This window comes from Thalassotalea euphylliae, from assembly GCF_003390375.1.
Classification (GTDB): Bacteria; Pseudomonadota; Gammaproteobacteria; order Enterobacterales; family Alteromonadaceae; genus Thalassotalea_F; species Thalassotalea_F euphylliae_A.
The window spans coordinates 1-19,183 of the sequence record NZ_QUOT01000002.1 but is presented as its reverse complement, the minus strand read 5'-3'; the positions used below and the strand labels follow the sequence as shown (position 1 = coordinate 19,183).

Sequence of the window (19,183 nt, the reverse complement as noted above, 5' to 3'; positions counted from 1 at the left end):
CGCAGTCATTATCTGGAAAATGGCGGCTATTTTACCCGAATGGATTGATCTTGATAAGATAATATTGCATGGTTGATGTGATGTATTTTTAGGGTTGGTAATTGATGGATTTCAAAAAGGTAAGCACATTCATCGCAGGAGTGCTTTGGCTTATCACTATATTTTCTGGGCATGTTTTAGCAAATAATCAAACAGAGTCACCTACTAAAAGCGTTAGCCAACAAAGCTTTAAAATTGCGATTTATCAGCAGAATTACCCTTATCAATATATCAATGCTACAGGGCAACCTTCAGGAATTTTGATTGATTTTTGGCGTCTTTGGGCTGAAAAGCAAGGTGTAGATGTTTCATTTCATGGGTATTCATGGGCTGAGGGACTTGCAGCCGTTGCTAACCAGCAAGTGGACTTTCATGCCGGTTTATTACCCAGTGATACGCGTAAACATCAGTTATTGAGGTCTAACGCCTTGTACCCTCACGATAGCTTTGTTTATTTGGATAGCAAAGTGCAGGATGCGATTACGCTCAGCCAAATTGCGCCATACAAAGTTGGCGCAGTTAACGGGCTAGTTAATCTTGAAATCCTTACCGCCGACAATAATATTAGTGTTCAGCTTTTTCAGTCTCGCCCAGAGCTTTATGACGCGGTACTTAACGGAGAGCTACTCGCGTTTGTTGAACAAGGTGAGTTAGACAATAGTTACCCTCGCATTAAAGAGTTAGGCGCGATCTTCCCCCAATATAAGCGTTTAAATTACTTCACTGGCGACTATAGTGCAGCAGTCGCAAACGATAATGTTGAATTACTTAATTATATCAACCAAGGTCTAGCGAAAATAACCCTAGCTGAGCGCGTTGATATCGAGAAAAAGTTTCTGAACATGGCTCCAGAAGGCGATGTGCTCAACCTTGGTTTTGCAGGTAATTTACCGCCTTATATGGGGTATTCCGCATCTGGCCAGCCACAAGGTTTATTTATTGATATGTGGCGGCTGTGGGCAAAACACACGGGTCATCAGGTCAACTTCGTTGGTGACTCGTTAAATCGCTCCTTCACCCAGCTAGTGCGTGGTAGCCTTGATGCACATATTGCTTATACCAGTGTCTTTGACGAAAACAGCGGCTTACAAAAGTCAGCCAAGGTATATTCACTTAGTTCACAAGTTTTTGTCTCTAACCGAGTGCCTAATATTACCTCGCTTGAACAGCTTAACGGTAAAGTGGTAGGTGTTTTTAAAGCAGCGCCTTATGTCGACAGTGTCACTAGGCAGTATCCTGAGATTAGCTACCGAATGTTTTCAGAATTAGCGGAAATGATTGCCGCCGCTGAGCGCGGCGAAATTGATGCTGCCATTTCTGAAGTAGAAACCATGCAAGTCAAACTAGTTAATGCGAATTTGCAGGGGCTGTTCTATTTACTTGATCAGCCAGCTTTTCCTATCGATATTTTTGCAGTAGTTGCCAAAGGTGATACACAATTAATGCGCGATATTGAACAAGGGTTTGCTAGCATTCCGCGCAAAGACCTGCACATGCTGGAATCTATTTGGCTAAAGGAACATGCTAGTTCCCATTTTTCGTTACTTGAACCGAAAATTCCACTCACGGAGCAACAACAGCATTGGGTGCAAGAAAACCCTGTGTTGAAAGTTGGCATCACTAAAGACTGGGAACCATTAGAGTTTATTGGTGAAGACGGTCAACCACTGGGTATTAATCGCGATGTTATTGAATCTGTAACGCAAAGTGCTGGCTTTGAGCTTGAATTTGTAGCCTATGATCACTGGGCGGCGCTAGTTGCTGGATTTCGCGATAATGAAATTGATTTAATTCTGGGTGTGTCGAGTGCTAATAGCCGCGCCCCTGATTTTGATTTTACCGACAGCTACTGGCAAATGCCATGGAGTATTATTTATCGCCGTATTCTCGGGCGAATAAATAGCTTGGCTGATTTAAACGGTAAAACACTCGCTATTGTCAAAGGTTACCAATTAACAAATTGGGTAAAAGCGAATTACCCTGAGATTGATGTAGTTTTGGTCAATTCAACAACAGAAGGGGTGTTAGCGGTGCAACAAGGTTTTGTTGATGGCTTTGTTGAAGGTTTACCTGTTGCATCTAAGCTCGCGAAACAAGAGAGCATAGTCCCTTTAGAAGTTGCTGTAGTACCGGAATTTCCATCGCAAGATAGCCGCATTGGTATTCACAAAGGTAACCATGTACTGCAAGGTATTTTAAATCAGGGTTTGTCGACGATTGATGACAAAAAGCGACAAGAAATTTTTAACCGCTGGTTTGATATCAATATTCACTCGGGTTGGGATAAACGATTAGTGACTCGGGTTGCCACCCAAGTCGGTTTTGTGATTTTCGCGATTATTTTGTTTGTTGTGCTTTGGAATCGCCGACTGCACAAAGAAGTGGGTCGTCGTAAGGCACTCGAAATGCAAATGAAACACATGGCCACACATGATGAATTGACAGGGCTAGCCAATCGAACATTGATAAAAACGCAAATGGATACAGCAATTGCACTGCATCAGCGCCAAGGGCTGAAACTTGCGGTAATGTTTGTTGATCTTGATGGTTTTAAAGCCGTTAATGACAAATACGGGCATGATTTTGGCGATGTTGTGTTGCAACAAGTGGCAGAGCGATTGACTAGTTGTGTTCGAAAATCCGATACCGTTTGTCGTTTTGGCGGTGATGAATTCGTAGTGTTACTTACCAGTTTAAACAATAAAGAAGAAGCCGCATTTATCGCTGAAAAAATTATTAACTTGATTGCTAAACCATTTATAGGCAATCAAATTAAAGCGACGTTGGGGGCCAGTATTGGTATCTCAGTATTCCCTGATGATTCAGACAGCGCAGCCGATTTATTTAAAATGGCGGATAACTTAATGTATCGCGTTAAATCATCAGGCAAGAACAATTATAGTTATCTGTAAGCACTGAATTTAGAGTAATTACCCGATATCTAAAAATTAGCGAAATCAAGCTGGTTCCATCGGGTGACATTGGCGCGCTTTTCTATATAATATCCGCAATTTTATGTATTCCCCGCTAATGATGGCGGGTTTTTCATGTCAGGATATTTCTAGATGCGTACTCTTTATTGTGGTGAGGTTAATGAATCTCACGTTGGGCAAGAAGTCACTTTATGTGGTTGGGTTAATCGTCGTCGCGACTTAGGCGCTGTGATCTTTTTAGATTTGCGTGATCGCGAAGGCATTGTACAAGTGGTATTTGACCCAGATTTACCCGAAGTACTTGAAACGGCTAACACACTGCGCAACGAGTTCTGTGTACAGGTTAAAGGTAAAGTGCGTGCACGCCCTGAAAGCCAAGTTAACAAAGATATGGCAACAGGTGCCATTGAAGTTTTAGGTTTAGAGCTAAATATCTTAAACCGCGCAGCGCCATTGCCGTTAGACTTCAACCAAGACAACTCAGAAGAGCAACGCTTAAAGTACCGCTACTTAGACTTACGTCGCCCAGAAATGACTGAACGTTTACGTTTTCGTGCGAAAGTAACCGCGGCCGTTCGTGAATCGTTAGAGTCGCAAGACTTTATGGATATCGAAACGCCAATTCTTACCGCAGCTACACCAGAGGGTGCGCGTGATTACTTAGTACCAAGTCGCACGCACAAAGGCAGTTTCTTCGCATTGCCACAATCTCCGCAGTTATTTAAGCAATTGCTGATGATGTCGGGCATGGAGCGTTACTACCAAATCGTTAAGTGTTTCCGCGATGAAGACTTACGTGCTGATCGCCAACCAGAATTCACCCAAATTGATATTGAAACGTCATTTATGACGGCTGATCAAGTAATGGAAGTGACGGAAAAAATGATCCGTGATTTATTCCTTAAATTACTTGATGTTGACTTAGGTGATTTCCCACGTATGCCATACTCAGAAGCGATGACTCGTTTTGGCTCAGACAAGCCAGACTTGCGTAACCCGCTTGAGATTGTTGACGTGGCAGACATCCTAAAAGATGTTGAATTCAAAGTATTCTCAGGCCCAGCGAATGATGAAAAAGGCCGCGTTGCGGTTATTCGTGTGCGACAAGGTGCAGCACAGTTCTCTCGCAAGAACATTGACGACTTAACAAAATTTGTCGGCATTTACGGCGCGAAAGGTATGCCGTGGCTGAAAGTGAACGACAAAGCCGCTGGCATGGAAGGTATTCAATCGCCAATTCTTAAATTCTTAGACGAAACAGCGGTTAACGCGCTTCTTGAACGTACAGGCGCAGAAACTGGCGACATTATTTTCTTCGGTTCAGACAGCTACAACGTTGTTACTGAATCACTAGGCGCGCTGCGTTTAAAACTGGGTGAAGACTTAGGCTTAACCACAGATGAGTGGAAACCACTATGGGTTGTAGACTTCCCAATGTTTGAAGAAGTTGACGGTCACTTGCATGCACTTCACCACCCGTTTACTGCACCAAGCAATATGACGCCAGAAGAGTTAGAGGCGAACCCAATTGGCGCGCTTTCAAACGCTTACGATATGGTACTAAATGGTTGTGAATTAGGTGGTGGTTCAGTGCGTATCCACGACCAAGCAATGCAAGCAGCGGTATTTAGAATTCTAGGTATCAGCGATGAAGAAGCACAAGAGAAGTTTGGCTTCTTATTAGAAGCACTACAGTACGGTGCGCCACCACATGCTGGTTTAGCATTTGGTCTTGACCGTCTAGTGATGCTAATGACAGGTGCAAGCTCTATTCGTGATGTAATGGCATTCCCGAAAACAACAACAGCGGCATGCCCATTAACCAACGCACCGGGTCAAGCTAACCCTGCGCAATTAGCAGAGTTAAACATTGCCACGATTGCTAAGCAAGATGAGAAGGCAAAGCAAGACGAAAAAGCTGAACAAGAATAGTAGTGATAGGACGCAACGAGTTAAGTTGTTTCCTTAGTCTAATTTTGTAAAGTGGTAAAACGCGCTAGGATATCAATTTGCATTAATGCATTGAGCCAGCGCGTTTTTTTATGGAATTTTATAACGAATTATTAGGGTAACTCATTGGCAATTATTTTAGGTATCGATCCTGGTTCAAGATTCACCGGTTATGGCGTGATAGAGCAGCACGGGCGAAAATTTACCTATCTTGGTAGTGGTTGTATTAAAGCCATCGCCGCAGGTGAAGACTTAGGCACGCGTTTACAAACCATATTTGCGGGTGTGTCAGAGCTGATTATTCAGTTTAAGCCAGATATGTTCGCCATCGAACAAGTGTTTATGGCAACTAACCCTGATTCCGCTTTAAAGCTAGGGCAAGCACGAGGGGCAGCAATTGTCGCTGCAACCAATGCAGGTATGTCGATTGCTGAGTATTCCGCTCGCCAAATAAAGCAATCCGTGGTTGGTACAGGTGCTGCTGATAAAACCCAAGTGCAACATATGGTCAAATCCATTCTTAAATTACCTGGGACACCCCAAGCAGATGCGGCAGATGCGCTTGCGGTGGCACTTTGTCATGCACATAGCTACGATTCGATTGTAAAAATGGCGGGGCAGGCGAGTAAAACGGTACGAGGCCGCCTACGAAAATAAATGGGGAAATAAGTGTTTGTAAGGTTAAATGGGTTTACTGTATATATATCTAGTGCTAAGCTCGCACAATCAAAGAAGTTAAAATAATGAATCACTGGCGTTATTAGATAAACAACATCAAGTGAGCAAAGAGGAAGTTCCGTGATAGGACAATTACGTGGCAAATTATTAGTCAAACAGCCACCTGATATTATCATTGACTGCAACGGCGTTGGTTATGAAGTGCAAGTGCCAATGACCACGCTTTACGCATTACCTGAATTAAACCAAGAAACCACGCTTTATACCCACTTCGTTGTGCGAGAAGATGCACAGCTACTGTATGGTTTTGCCAATCAAGTGGATCGCAAACTGTTTCGTTTGTTAATTAAAGCCAGTGGTGTTGGGCCAAAACTAGCACTCGCGATTTTGTCTGGCATGTCGGCAGAGCAGTTTGTGAGTTGTGTCGCCCATGACGACGTTACAACCATAGTGAAAATTCCCGGTATTGGTAAGAAAACCGCTGAGCGCTTATTAATTGAAATGCGCGATCGCATTAAAGATTGGCAAACAGACTTAGCGACGCCTGCAACCGATGCTGCGCCATTTGAATTAGCCGCTGATAATGCACTCACAATTAGCGATGCCAAAGGCGATGCGATTAACGCACTGGTCTCGCTTGGCTATACGCAAGCACAAGCTGATAAAGCGATTAAAGCTGTGTATGATGCTAACAAATCTAGCGAGCAGCTGATCAAAGATGCGCTCAAAGCCATGCTGTAGTTGGCAAAAAATTACGCTTAAAACGTAAATAAGACACAGAACAAGTCAGAAATAGAAGAATATAGATGATAGAAGCAGATCGACTAATCCAGCCGGCAGCAACGATAGAAGATGAAGGGGTAGATCGCGCGATTCGCCCGAAAATGCTGGCGGATTACACAGGGCAAGATCACGTAAAAGCGCAAATGGAAATCTTTATCCCTGCGGCAAAAAAGCGCAATGAACCGCTTGATCATCTACTCATTTTTGGCCCACCGGGATTAGGTAAAACGACGCTTGCTAATATTGTTGCTAACGAAATGGGCGTAAGTATTCGCACTACGTCTGGGCCAGTATTGGAAAAAGCAGGGGACTTAGCGGCACTGCTGACCAATTTAGAAGAAAACGACGTTCTCTTTATTGATGAAATTCATCGCTTAAGTCCGATGGTAGAAGAAGTCTTGTATCCAGCGATGGAAGACTATCAACTGGATATTATGATTGGTGAAGGGCCAGCTGCTCGCTCGATTAAGCTCGACTTACCGCCTTTTACTTTAATTGGTGCGACAACCAGAGCAGGTGCTTTAACCTCGCCGCTTAGAGATCGTTTTGGCATTGTTCAGCGCTTAGAGTTTTACTCGGCTAAAGATTTAACGGATATCGTTTCACGGTCCGCTCATTTCCTTAATCTGACGATTGATCAAGAAGGTGCATTTGAAGTGGCTCGCCGCTCGCGCGGTACACCGCGCATTGCCAACCGTTTATTGCGCCGAGTGCGTGACTACGCAGATATTAAAACTGGCGGTATCGTTAACAAAGAAAGTGCCGCTAGTGCGCTTGATATGCTTGAAGTTGATAACGAAGGCTTCGACATTATGGACAGAAAGCTATTGCAGGCCATAATCGACAAATTTATGGGTGGGCCAGTAGGGCTTGATAACCTAGCGGCTGCCATTGGCGAAGAACGCGAAACCATTGAAGATGTGCTTGAGCCGTTTTTAATTCAGCAAGGCTTTTTACAACGTACGCCAAGAGGTCGAATTGTTACTGAACGCACTTATCAGCATTTTGGACTAACTAAACCCGCTTAGTATCAGCAGCAACGTATCCGCAGTAACAGGTAAGAGAACGGTAGAAATTAAAATGATAAAAGGATTAACGATCTAGTTAATCCTTTTTTAGCTTGTGAACTGATAACAATAGCGTTAAGAGAAATAAAACCACACTCTTCATTGCAAAGTTATTTTTGCGACACCCACATACTGTCTTTCATTTCATTCAGTGATTTGCGCTGACAAGCCGCTTTTAATTGGCAATCCCCACCAAGTCTACTGCCCGTAGAGTCATTTCTACTGCGGAAGTTGGCGAGCAACATATCAAAGCCTTGTTTCAGCGTAGAGCCTGTAACTGTTATACGTTCGTATGTTTTACCTTCCCAGTTAGTCAAATCAACGCTACCAGCATCAGTTTTTGCCAACCACATGTTGTGCTCAACCAGCTTATTGTAAAGGGAAGGGTAATTAGTTTCATTAAACACTTTTTGGTTGTTTAGCTCTTCAACAAGCTTAGGTAATTTGCTGTAGCGTTTATCAAATGCTCTGCTTAGCCACTTGTCTGAGGCCTGATAATTTGGTGCACCACTATTTTGAATATCACCTTGCGCATGCGCTTTGCCTAATAAAAACAAGGCGTGGATATGACCATTAGCCGCCGCGCGCTCTAGCCAATAAACACCTTGTTTATGATCTTGTAAGCCAGGCTCAGAGACAAAAATTAGCCCCGTCATATATTGTGCTTCTTTTGAACCATTAACTGCCGATTTTCGGTAGTATTTTAGAGCAAGCGTTTTGTCGACTTCGGTGCCATAGCCGTAGTAATAAAATTTAGCGGTGTTGTATTCAGCTGAAATGTAACCTTTACGTGCTGCACGTTTAAATTTCTTAAAATAAGAGACACACTCTGCTGTGTCACATGCTGTTATTTGTGCAGCACTTGCAGCGCCTGTGTAGGTTACAGATGCGAACACTAGAGTACTCATCATAGCCGCAACTAGTGTCGAAATACGCTTAGAAGAAGCGCGTTTGGAATTTGTATTTACTTGGTTTGTCATATAGTCCCACTCTTGACGTGTTTGATCCGTGTTCAACTCTAACGACTTACGTAATTATTGGCTTGCATAATTATTGACTTACGTAGTTATTATATTAACTAACTAAGTTTAGCCTATACAACTAGCTTCACAGTAGTGTTGTTGCGCAGCGCTACTGTTCAAGTTTAGTGATTTTATGAAGTGATTGGTAAATATACAATTACCACTAAAGCGTAATCATTACAAATCTATCGTATCAGCGAACAGCGTTAGTAATTGAAACTATTAAGTTTTAGCAAAAATAAGCCCGCATATATGTGCGGGCAATACTGTTGAGAAGATTGGAAAATCAGTGTTCAGGTGATGAGCGTTCCTATTGCTGTGATACCCACTGACTGTCTTTCATTTCATTTAACGATTTACGTGCGCAAGCTCCGGTTAGCTGACAGTCGCTACCTAATCGGCTGCCTGTGGAATTGTTTCTACCACGGAAAGTTGCCAGTAAATTATCAAACGCTTCTGTTTGGCTGTACCCTGTGACGGTTATGCGCTCATAAGTTTTACCATCCCAGTTACTCAAGGCAACTTCGCCATTGCTGTTTTTTGCTAGCCACATATTGTGCTCAACTAACTTGTTGTAAAGGGAAGGGTAGTTAGTTTCATTGAACACCTTTTTCGCATTTAACTCTTCAACGAGTGCTGGTAACTTGTTGTAGCGTTTATCAAAAGCTTTGGTAAGCCATATATCTGATGCTTGATAATTTGGTGCACCACCATTAATCGTGTCGCCTTGCGCATGCGCTTTGCCCAGTAAAAATGCTGCGTGAATGTGACCATTAGCTGCGGCTCGCTCTAGCCAGTAAATACCTTGCTCGTGATTTTGCAAGTCAGGCTCCGACACGTAAATTAGGCCTGTCATATATTGTGCTTCTTTCGAACCGTTGACAGCTGTTTTTCTGTAGTACTTTAAAGCAAGTGCTTTGTCTGCTTCCGTGCCGTAACCATAGTAATAAAACTTAGCCGTATTGTACTGTGCTGAAACATATCCTTTACGGGCTGCGCGCTTAAATTTTTTGAAATAAGAAACACACTCTTCAGTGTTGCAAGCTTCCAATTGATTTGCATTGGCAGACTGAGTAAATGTGGTAGGTATGAGTAACATGGCAGCTAAATAGCCAGCGATTAATGTTGATAAACGCTTAGTAGTGCTGCTTGCTGAGGTTATTCTTGTTGAGTTTGCCGTATTTTCCCTCTCATGATGCGTGTGATCCGATTATAACGCTAACAACTTCTATCAAAAGTACACTTCAAAAACCTATTTAGCCAGCAAAAAACCTTAATTAAGTGGCTATATTCTCAGTGTTTTATTCAGGTTTAACTAACAGGTTTAACTAACAGGTTTAATTGAATTACGAAGCAGTTAGTACATTTACGAATATCACTAACGAGTAATAATTACAAACACTTAGCAAAAAATACTCATCATCAATTTGAAAAATAAGCAAATTACAGGCAAAAAAAAGCCCGCTTATTTGAAGCGGGCCAACTTAATAAAGTTGATAGAAGGAAGTTAAAAAATTCCAGGAAACATGTCAGAGAGAAGATGGTGTATCACCACCTTTTCAAGGTATCTGTGCTTGTGAGAAGCTCTCACTGCGCTAGCTCAGAAAACAAGGGTATTTTAGGCAGGGCTAAGCGTGTTGGCAAACTAATAAAATTTTATTTAAGCATTAGAAAAACTAATCCGAAATAGGTGCGTGTGATTAGTATGTACTGCCTAATGAATAGTTATGGCGTGTTATTCGTTATTTTGTGAATTTTTATTCGCGAAATATGAATATTACGATTAGGTTAAATTAAGTAAGGAAAATGTTGGGTTTTTATTCGAGGTAGCGCTTTTTTACAATTTAATGACGAATTAAGCGCTTCAAGCCCTTGTCGGCGTAGGGCTTTGTTATTAAGATAATCGCCATAACAACTAGTGTAACTCTATTACTCAATAATTAATGACCTCTCCTTCGTTTCAATTACCTATCCGCGTGTTTTATGAAGACACGGATGCGGGTGGTATTGTCTATTACGCAAATTATTTAAAATTTTTTGAACGCGCGCGCACGGAGTGGTTAAGAGCACTAGGCATTGCTCAGTCAGATTTTCTCAAACATTCATTGGGTTTTGTTGTCAGACGAGTTGAAATGGACAACATTGCACCCGCCCGATTGGACGATCTTATTACGGTTCACTCCGAGATAACGCGACTGAAAAAAGCCAGTGTGATGTTTTCACAGTCAATAACCCATGAAAACGGCAAGGTACTTTGCCGAGTGGAAGTTACCGTGGCTTGCGTAGATTTTTCGAAAAATAAACCCTGCCCAATACCAGCATTTATCCTAGGAGCATTGCAAAGTGTCAGCTGAATTATCAATTTTTGATTTATTTCTTCAAGCTAGTTTATTAGTTAAATCGGTAATGCTGATCTTGTTAGCATTCTCAATTGCCTGTTGGGCGATGATTTTTCAGCGCAAAAAGGCGCTAGATCAGGCTGCAAATCAACTAAAACAATTTGAAGATAGGTTTTGGAGTGGGGCTGACTTAACTAAACTTTATAACGAAATCTCATCTCGCCAGCACGTTCAAGGTATTGAAAGCTTATTTGTTGCAGGATTTAAAGAATTTGCCCGATTACGCAAAAGTAATATTCAATCGCCGCAAGCAATAGTTGACGGTACTCATCGCGCAATGCGTGTTGCGCTGTCACGCGAAGTCGACAGTTTAGAAACCCACTTACCTTTTATGGCGACAGTAGGTTCTATTAGCCCGTATATCGGTTTATTCGGTACCGTTTGGGGCATTATGAATTCTTTTATTGCTCTAGGTGCAGTGCAACAAGCAACGCTAGCTATGGTAGCGCCAGGTATTGCCGAAGCACTTGTGGCAACCGCTATGGGGTTATTTGCTGCAATTCCTGCAGTAATGGCGTTTAACCGCTTTAGTCATAAAGTTGAAAAACTTGAAAATAGCTATGGCAACTTTATGGAAGAGTTCTCTTCTATTTTACATCGTCAATCTGCGATTGAGCACTAAGAGGCGGAGTACATTATGTATAACCGTGTTAGACGAAGAAAAGTTGCGGAAATCAATGTAGTTCCCTACATCGATGTCATGTTGGTGTTGCTGATCATCTTTATGGTTACTGCGCCGCTTATCACCCAAGGGGTTAAAGTCGATCTACCAAAAGCTGATTCAGAGCCGCTGGATAAAGACAGCAAAACGCCTATTGTTGCGTCAGTTGATGCGCAAGGTAATTATTATATTGCAGAAGGGGCAGGTAAGAACAAACGCGTTAGCGCACAAGAGCTGGAAATTGAAATTGCCGCCCAACTTCAACAAGACCCGAAAAAACCTGTTGTCGTTAACGGTGACGGTGCGGTTTCTTATGATGCGGTTATTCAATTGATGGTTCTACTGCAAAAAGCGGGTGTGCCTTCGGTTGGCTTGATGACAGACACGCCGGAGAAATAAGGCGTGCCCAATAAACTGACTTCTTCGAAAGTGCTACTTAGCAAGTTAACCTCACCTGTTGGTTTAAGTCTAAGTTTGCACTTTGCGCTGGGCATGGTGCTACTTTTTGGTAATTTTACTTCGCACCCTCCTAAGCCCGCGCCAATGCAAGTTAACTTAAACCCTATTCAAGCGGTTGTTGTTGACAATTCTGTGATTGAAAATCACGCGAAAAAGCTACGTGAGGAAAAAGCAAGAGCAGAAGCGGCCAAGCAAAAACGCATTCGTGAGCAAAAGGAAAAAGCCGAAGCGGCTAAACGCCGTAAAGCAAAAGAGCAAGCGCGTATTAAAAAGCTCGAACAGCAGCGCAAGCAAAAGGAAAAAAATAAGCGCATTGCAGAAGAAAAAGCCCGCCAAGCCAAACAAAAAGCAATAGCTGCAGAAAAAGCGCGTAAGAAAAAAGAGCAAGAGCGTAAGCGCAAAGAAAAAGCAGCCGCTGAAGCGAAAAAGAAACGTGAACGCGAAGAAGCTATTCGTAAAAAGAAAGAGCAAGAACGCAAGCGCAAAGCTGAAGCAGAGCGCAAACGTAAAGCACAAGAAGCGAAAGAGCGAGCAAGGCAGGAACAATTGCTAGCTGAGCAAATGGCGCAAGAAATGGCGGCAAGACAACGTGCGCGTGGTCAGCAAATGCAGTCAGAAATCAGCCGCTACACAGCGCTTATTACCCAAACGATAAAGCGACACTTGATCACCGACCGCTCTACGATGGAAGGAAAGTCTTGTAAATTGACCATAACTCTAGCACCATCTGGATTTGTGACTAATGTGCAAACTGGCCAGGGCAGTGCGGTTGTTTGTAACGCAGCTAAAAATGCGGTTTATAAAGCGGCAACTTTACCGGTATCAAAAGATCCAGAAGTGTTTGCGCAAATGCGAAGAATTAGCTTAACCGTAGTACCAGAGTTCTAAATTGGTCACTATGCAAGATAAAAATTATTAACAGAGCCACAACGAGTAAAGCAAAAATATATGTTTCAACAATTTAACGCCATGCGCCAGTCGCTAAAGCTGGTATTGTCATTTGCACTATTAATGATGTCGAGCCATGCCTCGGCAACGTTAGAAATTGTCATCACAGAAGGTGTTGACAGCGCACGCCCAATCGCTGTTCTGCCATTTCAATGGCAAGGCGCAGGCCCTATGCCTGAAAATATCAGCAAAGTCGTAAGTGATGACTTATTGCGAAGTGGCAAGTTTAGCCCAATTGCGGCGAGTCGCTATCCACAGCAAGTATATACAGATAAAGATGTAGACTACGCAGCGTGGGCAGCGGAAGGCGTTGAAGCAATCGTAGTGGGTAGCGTAAGTGAAGCGGGTATTGGGCGCTATCAAGTAAACTACCAGTTAATTGACGTAATTCGCGGCCAAATCACAGGCGGTAAATCTCAAATGTTAAGTGGCGGTCGTTTAGTTGCAGACTCAGCACACTTAATGTTAGACAGCGGCGCACAAATTGGTGCGAGTCAATTTCGTCGCTTTGCTCACCAAATTAGTAATGCTGTTTATGAAAAACTGACCGGTGAGCGCGGTGCATTCTTAACGAAAATTGCTTACGTCATAGTGCGTGACAATGGCGATTTCCCTTACCAATTGGTTTTTGCTGATTACGACGGTCACAACGAGCAAGTGCTATTAAAGTCAAAAGAACCTTTAATGTCACCAGCGTGGCACCCAAGTGCTGAGCAGTTAGCATATGTAACGTTTGAAAACCGCCAAGCGCAAGTTCATATTATTGATATCTATACAGGTAAGCGCCGTTTAATCAGTTCATTCTCTGGTATCAATGGCGCACCGCGTTTCTCACCAGATGGCAAAAAACTGGCATTAGTGCTGTCAAAAGATGGTAACCCTGAAATTTATACGTTAGACATCGCTTCTAATAAGTTACGTCGAGTGACTCGCCATCGTGCGATCGACACGGAACCAAGTTGGAGTCCTGACGGTAATTCATTGATTTTTAGTTCAGAACGGGGTGGAAAACCACAGCTTTATCGCGTAAATTTAGTCGATGGTAAAGTAAGACGCTTAACATTTGACGGCGAAATGAACTTAGGCGGTAGTTTAACCCCTGATGGTCGTCAATTAATTATGGTTAACCGAACGCGCGGTCAGTACCATTTAGCGAAACAAGAGTTAGATACTGGTGTATTCCAAGTATTAACAAAAACTCGCTTAGATGAGTCGCCGAGTGTATCACCAAATGGTGGCATGATAATCTATAGCACTATGCACAGAAGTCGCCAAGTGTTGAGTTTAGTGTCTGTTGATGGCCGCTTCAAAGCTCGCTTACCGGCATTGAATGGACAAGTAAAATCGCCAGCTTGGTCACCATTTTTATAATAATTATTAGTTAATTCTATTTACATGAATAAGGAAAATAAAATGCGCTTGAATAAAGTAATGAAGAGTGTAGCAATTGCATTACCTATGCTTGCATTAGGAGCTTGTAGCTCAAGCTCAGACACTGACGGTCAAAGCCAAGTTGACACCAACGCAAGTCAAACAGCTTCACAAACTCAAACGTCAGACAACGTACAAGTAACTGCGGCACAACGCGCAGCTGAAATTGAAGAGCAAAAGCGTCGTGAATTAGAGCAGCTTCGCTCTGAGCACATTGTCTACTTCGATTTCGATACTTCGTCATTATCAGGTTCATACTCAGCAATGCTTGATGCGCATGCTAAATACTTGAACAACAACTCAGGTGTTAAAGTACTAATTGAAGGCCACGCAGATGAGCGCGGTACACCAGAATACAACATTGCACTTGGCGAGCGTCGTGCAAAAGCGGTTGTTACTTACTTAGAAAACATGGGCGTTTCTCCGTCACAACTTAGCGTTGTAAGCTACGGTGAAGAAAAGCCAATGGTAAAAGATCGCACTGAAGCGGCTTTTGCTAAAAACCGTCGTGCTGTATTAGTTTACTAATTCGTAACTAATTACAAGTAACTAGGTAAATAGGACGGTAATGAAACTCAATAAAGTTTTATTCGGGCTTTTTGTTGCAGCTAGCACTCCTGTAGTGTTAGCTCAGCAACCGGCACCGGTGTTAGAAGTAAATGCTGGCTCTGGTTCGTTGTCAGATCGTATCGCGAATTTAGAGCGTCAATTAAGCGCACGTAATCGAGCACAAGTAAATATTCAACGTCAGCTTGATGAATTACAAACGGAAATGAGTGAATTGCGCGGTGTAACTGAGTTGCATAGCCACCAACTCACGCAAGTGCTTGAACGTCAACGCGAGCTGTATCAAGAAATTGAACGCCGTGTTTCTGAAGCGCTTAAAACGCCTGCCCAAGTGCCTGCTGCACTCGCAGCACCGCAAGGTTCAGCTCCCGCAACTAACTACAGTAGCAATTTAACTGAAAATCAAGCGTATGATCGTGCAGTTAATATGGTGCTTAAAGAAAAGCAGTACGATAAAGCCATTCCAGAGTTTCAAGCGTTCAATAAAAATTTTCCTAATTCTTCCTACGCACCTAATGCTCATTATTGGCTAGGTCAGTTGTTATTCAACAAAGGTGAGTTGGCGCAAGCTGCCGCTGAGTTCGATATTGTCGTTCAGCGTCACACCACTTCAAATAAACGCCCTGATGCTATGCTAAAACTAGGCATGGTCGCACAAAAGCAAGGTCAAAACGCTAAAGCGGTTGCTATGTATCAGCAATTGATTGCGCAGTACCCAGACTCGACTGCAGCACAATTAGCCCAGCCTAGATTGCAAAGTTTACAGTAAATTTGTCGGTAACTTATTCTATTTGTTTGCTATTTGGGCAAACAAACCTGAATTACTAAAAAACATCAAAAATGTTGTTGCACTGACAAAAATTATAAGTATCATATGCGGCGCGTTGAACGAGAGGGCAACGCAACAACAAATGTCGGTCGTTAGCTCAGTTGGTAGAGCAGTTGGCTTTTAACCAATTTGTCGAAGGTTCAAATCCTTCACGACCGACCACTTTTCTTACCAAGGAGAAGTGTGAGACAACTCATTTGTGACAACAATTTATATCGGTCGTTAGCTCAGTTGGTAGAGCAGTTGGCTTTTAACCAATTTGTCGAAGGTTCAAATCCTTCACGACCGACCACTCTTTTCGCAGCAGTGCGAATACCAAATAAGTAGTGATGTAAATTGTCGTAAAAATTCTGATATCGGTCGTTAGCTCAGTTGGTAGAGCAGTTGGCTTTTAACCAATTTGTCGAAGGTTCAAATCCTTCACGACCGACCACTTTCTTAACCTTGTTAAGTAATTGACAGTTAAATAACTGAGAGTTAAGTAATTGACAGTTAAGTAAGTAACAGAAATTAAAATCTGATATCGGTCGTTAGCTCAGTTGGTAGAGCAGTTGGCTTTTAACCAATTTGTCGAAGGTTCAAATCCTTCACGACCGACCACCTTTCTAACCTAGTTAGAGCGGTGACAAAATATCAAATCTATATCGGTCGTTAGCTCAGTTGGTAGAGCAGTTGGCTTTTAACCAATTTGTCGAAGGTTCAAATCCTTCACGACCGACCACCTTTTTCAGGTGAATGAGTTTAAGTAGAGTGAAAAGCCGAGGCTTTTAACACTTAAACCCAAAGAAAGGTCGAAGGTTTAATTACTTCACGACCTAGCACCTTTTTCAGGTGAATGAGTTTAAGTAGAGAGAAAAGCCAAGGCTTTTAACACTTAAACCCAAAGAATGGTCCAAGGTTCAAATCCTTCACGGCCTACAACCTTTCTAACCTTGTTAGAGTGGTGACAAAAATCAAATCTATATCGGTCGTTAGCTCAGTTGGTAGAGCAGTTGGCTTTTAACCAATTTGTCGAAGGTTCAAATCCTTCACGACCGACCACCTTACACTTATACCCATTACTAACAGCGAATCCCAAAGCCAAGGCTTTTAACGTTTTTACCTAAATTAAGTGTCGAAGACTCAAATCTTTTACGAGCGTCCACCTTACTTACGAATCCTAATTTACCGTAAAAATCAAAGCCAAGGCTTTTAACGTTCTTACCCAAACTACGTGTCGAAGGTTCAAAACCTTCACGACCGACCAGCTTTACTTCAAGTCTAAAGTTTACAGTGATACCCAAAGCCAAGGCGTTTAACGTTTTTACCTAAATTAAGTGTCGAAGGTTCAAATCCTTCACTACCGAGCACTTTACTCTCAAATCTCAAATAAAATAGATATTAAAGCCAAGGCTTTTAACTGTTTTACCTCAATCAAAATTCAAATCCTTTTAAGACCAACTCTTTATTCTTAAACCTTTAAAGTTAAACTCGCTATTTCTGCCATTTAACAATCAAATAAGCCCAAGCGAGCATTGGCCTGTTTATAGCGTTTTAAGAAAGCAGTCACCGTTATTCGGATTTTAACTAGGATATATGACAACGCCATGACCTTAGGTACACTTTCTAATGGCTTTGGCGTATAATCGTCACCCGATTTTGTTCCCGTCAAAAAATTAGTTTAGAGAAAGGTAATGTCACAATCGAACTTAGCAGTTGATATTGATTTTCAATTTCCTGCCAAACCTCAGCCTCTTACTGCTGAGCAAAAAGCGCAGTACAAAGAAAGTATCAAAAAGCTGTTAAAAGAAAAAAATGCAGTACTTATCGCGCATTACTACACAGATCCAGAAATCCAAGCACTAGCCGAAGAAACCGGCGGCTGTGTTGCTGACTCGTTAGAAATGGCTCGTTTTGGTAACCAGCACGAAGCTGACACCTTAATTGTTGCTGGTGTACGTTTTATGGGGGAAACCGCCAAAGTACTAACGCCAGAAAAAACAGTGGTTATGCCTACACTTGAAGCCACTTGTTCACTAGACTTAGGCTGCCCAATCGACAAGTTCGATGCTTTCTGTAACGAGCACCCAGATCGTACGGTTGTGGTTTACGCTAATACTTCTACCGCGGTAAAAGCACGTGCAGACTGGATTGTTACTTCTTCTTGTGCACTAGAAATCGTTGAGCATTTAGACGAACAAGGTGAAAAAATCCTTTGGGGCCCAGACCGCCACTTAGGTAACTATATCGAAAAGCAAACAGGTGCCGACATGCTGATGTGGCAGGGTGCTTGTATCGTTCACGACGAGTTCAAAACCAAAGCGTTAAAGGACATGAAAGGTCTGCATCCTGATGCAGCCGTTTTAGTACACCCTGAATCGCCAGCGGAAATTGTCGAATTAGCGGATGCGGTGGGTTCAACTAGCCAACTTATAAAAGCGGCACAAGAATTACCGAACAAGAAGTTTATTGTCGCGACGGACCGTGGCATTTTCTACAAAATGCAGCAGTTATGCCCAGAAAAAGAATTCTTCGAAGCACCAACAGCAGGTCAAGGCGCTGCATGTCGCAGCTGTGCACATTGTCCGTGGATGGCAATGAATGGCCTAAAAGCGATTGAGGAAGCGCTTATCGACCCGTCTGGTAAAGAAATTTTCGTCGACATGGAACTACGCGAAGGTGCATTGCGTTCAACCAATCGTATGTTGGAATTTTCTGCCTCGTTAAAGCGCTAAACTGTAAGCAAATCAGCAGCATTTGTTGCTGAAATCAGGCTAACTGATTAACGACTGAGCAGTTACCTGCAAATCATAAAGAAAGCCTTGCTAAAACAAGGCTTTTTTTCTACCATAGCGCAGCTTTTTTAAAGCGCCGTCTATTGGTGAACTTCTCACCTAAGACAAACCATTCAAAATAAGGTGACGTGTCCGAGTGGCTGAAGGAGCACGCCTGGAAAGTGTGTATACGGCAACGTATCGAGAGTTCGAATCTCTCCGTCACCGCCATCTATCTAACTATGTTTAAAGAAAATTTAGACATTTTTAAAACCACTGGATCGCTATTGGATCTTTCCGTGATAGACACGAAACTTATTTTCTTTACGTTTTAACTTTCCAGAAAGTCTCATATTTGCCAACGACTAATATTTTGTGTAGCTGATTCAATAAAACCTTATCACCTTTCTAAAGTCCGAATCATATAGGAAAACAAGATTTTCAAAAACTCTACTATCCAAAAGTGGCTGTCTGCTTAATTTCAAATGGTCGATTTCGACCCTTAATAGTTTGTAATTCATTTTGAATACACAGTTACAATTGGTTGATAAGGTTATTAAAGTAGGCTAATTTTCATGACTTCATTAACAATTTATTAGGCATTATGAATCGACCAGACTACCCTAGACGTTTTCTTGATTCATAAAATAGGTTTTATCATAGT

At 42.4% G+C, this 19,183-nt stretch carries 16 protein-coding genes and 7 tRNA genes; 20 read left to right on the top strand and 3 right to left on the bottom strand.

Going from position 1 to position 19,183, the window contains the following annotated elements; translation table 11 throughout:
- Nucleotides 1-104 precede the first annotated feature (104 nt).
- From DXX94_RS18630 to ruvB, 5 genes are all read left to right on the top strand, one after another.
- A complete protein-coding gene (locus tag DXX94_RS18630) occupies nt 105-2,951 on the top strand; it encodes a transporter substrate-binding domain-containing protein (RefSeq protein ID WP_116018680.1) in 2,847 nt (948 codons plus the stop codon).
- A 153-nt stretch (nt 2,952-3,104) separates the two neighbouring features.
- Nucleotides 3,105-4,904, top strand: a complete 1,800-nt coding sequence (gene aspS / locus DXX94_RS18625; protein WP_116018678.1) for an aspartate--tRNA ligase — start codon at nt 3,105-3,107, stop codon at nt 4,902-4,904.
- Nucleotides 4,905-5,048: 144 nt separating this feature from the next.
- Nucleotides 5,049-5,579 (top strand): crossover junction endodeoxyribonuclease RuvC, encoded by a 531-nt coding sequence (ruvC, locus tag DXX94_RS18620; RefSeq protein ID WP_116018676.1) that lies wholly within the window; start codon nt 5,049-5,051, stop codon nt 5,577-5,579.
- Nucleotides 5,580-5,720: 141 nt separating this feature from the next.
- A complete protein-coding gene (ruvA, locus tag DXX94_RS18615) occupies nt 5,721-6,341 on the top strand; it encodes a Holliday junction branch migration protein RuvA (RefSeq protein WP_116000567.1) in 621 nt (206 codons plus the stop codon).
- A gap of 65 nt (nt 6,342-6,406) precedes the next feature.
- Nucleotides 6,407-7,411, top strand: a complete 1,005-nt coding sequence (gene ruvB, locus DXX94_RS18610; RefSeq protein WP_116000566.1) for a Holliday junction branch migration DNA helicase RuvB — start codon at nt 6,407-6,409, stop codon at nt 7,409-7,411.
- Nucleotides 7,412-7,560: 149 nt separating this feature from the next.
- On the opposite strand, the gene DXX94_RS18605 is transcribed toward ruvB, so the two are convergent.
- On the bottom strand, nt 7,561-8,430 hold the full coding sequence (locus tag DXX94_RS18605) for a tetratricopeptide repeat protein (RefSeq protein ID WP_116018674.1): 870 nt from the start codon (nt 8,428-8,430) through the stop codon (nt 7,561-7,563).
- Nucleotides 8,431-8,782: 352 nt separating this feature from the next.
- Nucleotides 8,783-9,571: a tetratricopeptide repeat protein gene (locus tag DXX94_RS18600; protein ID WP_116018672.1), complete on the bottom strand. Its 789-nt coding sequence runs from the start codon at nt 9,569-9,571 to the stop codon at nt 8,783-8,785.
- An 844-nt stretch (nt 9,572-10,415) separates the two neighbouring features.
- Between DXX94_RS18600 and ybgC the strand changes: the two genes are divergently transcribed.
- The 13 genes from ybgC (at nt 10,416) to DXX94_RS18535 (ending at nt 16,807) form a co-directional block, all read left to right on the top strand.
- Nucleotides 10,416-10,826, top strand: a complete 411-nt coding sequence (ybgC, locus tag DXX94_RS18595) for a tol-pal system-associated acyl-CoA thioesterase (protein WP_116018670.1) — start codon at nt 10,416-10,418, stop codon at nt 10,824-10,826.
- On the top strand, nt 10,816-11,493 hold the full coding sequence (gene tolQ / locus DXX94_RS18590; RefSeq protein WP_116000562.1) for a protein TolQ: 678 nt from the start codon (nt 10,816-10,818) through the stop codon (nt 11,491-11,493). The genes ybgC and tolQ overlap by 11 nt, the downstream gene beginning before the upstream one ends.
- Nucleotides 11,494-11,508: 15 nt before the next feature.
- Nucleotides 11,509-11,931, top strand: a complete 423-nt coding sequence (gene tolR / locus DXX94_RS18585) for a protein TolR (protein WP_116018668.1) — start codon at nt 11,509-11,511, stop codon at nt 11,929-11,931.
- A gap of 3 nt (nt 11,932-11,934) precedes the next feature.
- Nucleotides 11,935-12,879, top strand: a complete 945-nt coding sequence (gene tolA, locus DXX94_RS18580) for a cell envelope integrity protein TolA (protein WP_258872245.1) — start codon at nt 11,935-11,937, stop codon at nt 12,877-12,879.
- An 81-nt stretch (nt 12,880-12,960) separates the two neighbouring features.
- On the top strand, nt 12,961-14,310 hold the full coding sequence (tolB, locus tag DXX94_RS18575; RefSeq protein ID WP_258872251.1) for a Tol-Pal system beta propeller repeat protein TolB: 1,350 nt from the start codon (nt 12,961-12,963) through the stop codon (nt 14,308-14,310).
- Nucleotides 14,311-14,352: 42 nt separating this feature from the next.
- The gene (pal, locus tag DXX94_RS18570) at nt 14,353-14,898 is read left to right on the top strand and encodes a peptidoglycan-associated lipoprotein Pal (RefSeq protein ID WP_116000559.1); all 546 of its coding nucleotides are present in this window, start codon (nt 14,353-14,355) and stop codon (nt 14,896-14,898) included.
- Nucleotides 14,899-14,938: 40 nt separating this feature from the next.
- A complete protein-coding gene (ybgF, locus tag DXX94_RS18565; protein ID WP_116000558.1) occupies nt 14,939-15,706 on the top strand; it encodes a tol-pal system protein YbgF in 768 nt (255 codons plus the stop codon).
- Between the two features lie 146 nt (nt 15,707-15,852).
- Nucleotides 15,853-15,928 (top strand) — tRNA-Lys (locus tag DXX94_RS18560).
- Nucleotides 15,929-15,982: 54 nt separating this feature from the next.
- Nucleotides 15,983-16,058, top strand: a tRNA-Lys gene (locus DXX94_RS18555).
- Nucleotides 16,059-16,123: 65 nt separating this feature from the next.
- A tRNA-Lys gene (locus DXX94_RS18550) sits at nt 16,124-16,199 on the top strand.
- Nucleotides 16,200-16,290: 91 nt separating this feature from the next.
- Nucleotides 16,291-16,366, top strand: a tRNA-Lys gene (locus DXX94_RS18545).
- Nucleotides 16,367-16,411: 45 nt separating this feature from the next.
- Nucleotides 16,412-16,487 (top strand) — tRNA-Lys (locus DXX94_RS18540).
- A 244-nt stretch (nt 16,488-16,731) separates the two neighbouring features.
- Nucleotides 16,732-16,807 (top strand) — tRNA-Lys (locus DXX94_RS18535).
- Nucleotides 16,808-16,827: 20 nt separating this feature from the next.
- Here DXX94_RS18535 and DXX94_RS19360 read toward each other — a convergent pair.
- Nucleotides 16,828-17,055 (bottom strand): hypothetical protein, encoded by a 228-nt coding sequence (locus DXX94_RS19360; RefSeq protein WP_116018664.1) that lies wholly within the window; start codon nt 17,053-17,055, stop codon nt 16,828-16,830.
- A gap of 384 nt (nt 17,056-17,439) precedes the next feature.
- Between DXX94_RS19360 and nadA the strand changes: the two genes are divergently transcribed.
- Together nadA and DXX94_RS18520 are read left to right on the top strand one after the other, a co-directional pair.
- Nucleotides 17,440-18,480 carry a quinolinate synthase NadA gene (nadA, locus tag DXX94_RS18525; protein WP_116000554.1) on the top strand — a complete coding sequence of 347 codons (1,041 nt, stop codon included), beginning with the start codon at nt 17,440-17,442 and terminating at the stop codon, nt 18,478-18,480.
- 182 nt (nt 18,481-18,662) lie between these two features.
- Nucleotides 18,663-18,750 (top strand) — tRNA-Ser (locus DXX94_RS18520).
- The last annotated feature ends 433 nt before the right edge of the window (nt 18,751-19,183 follow it).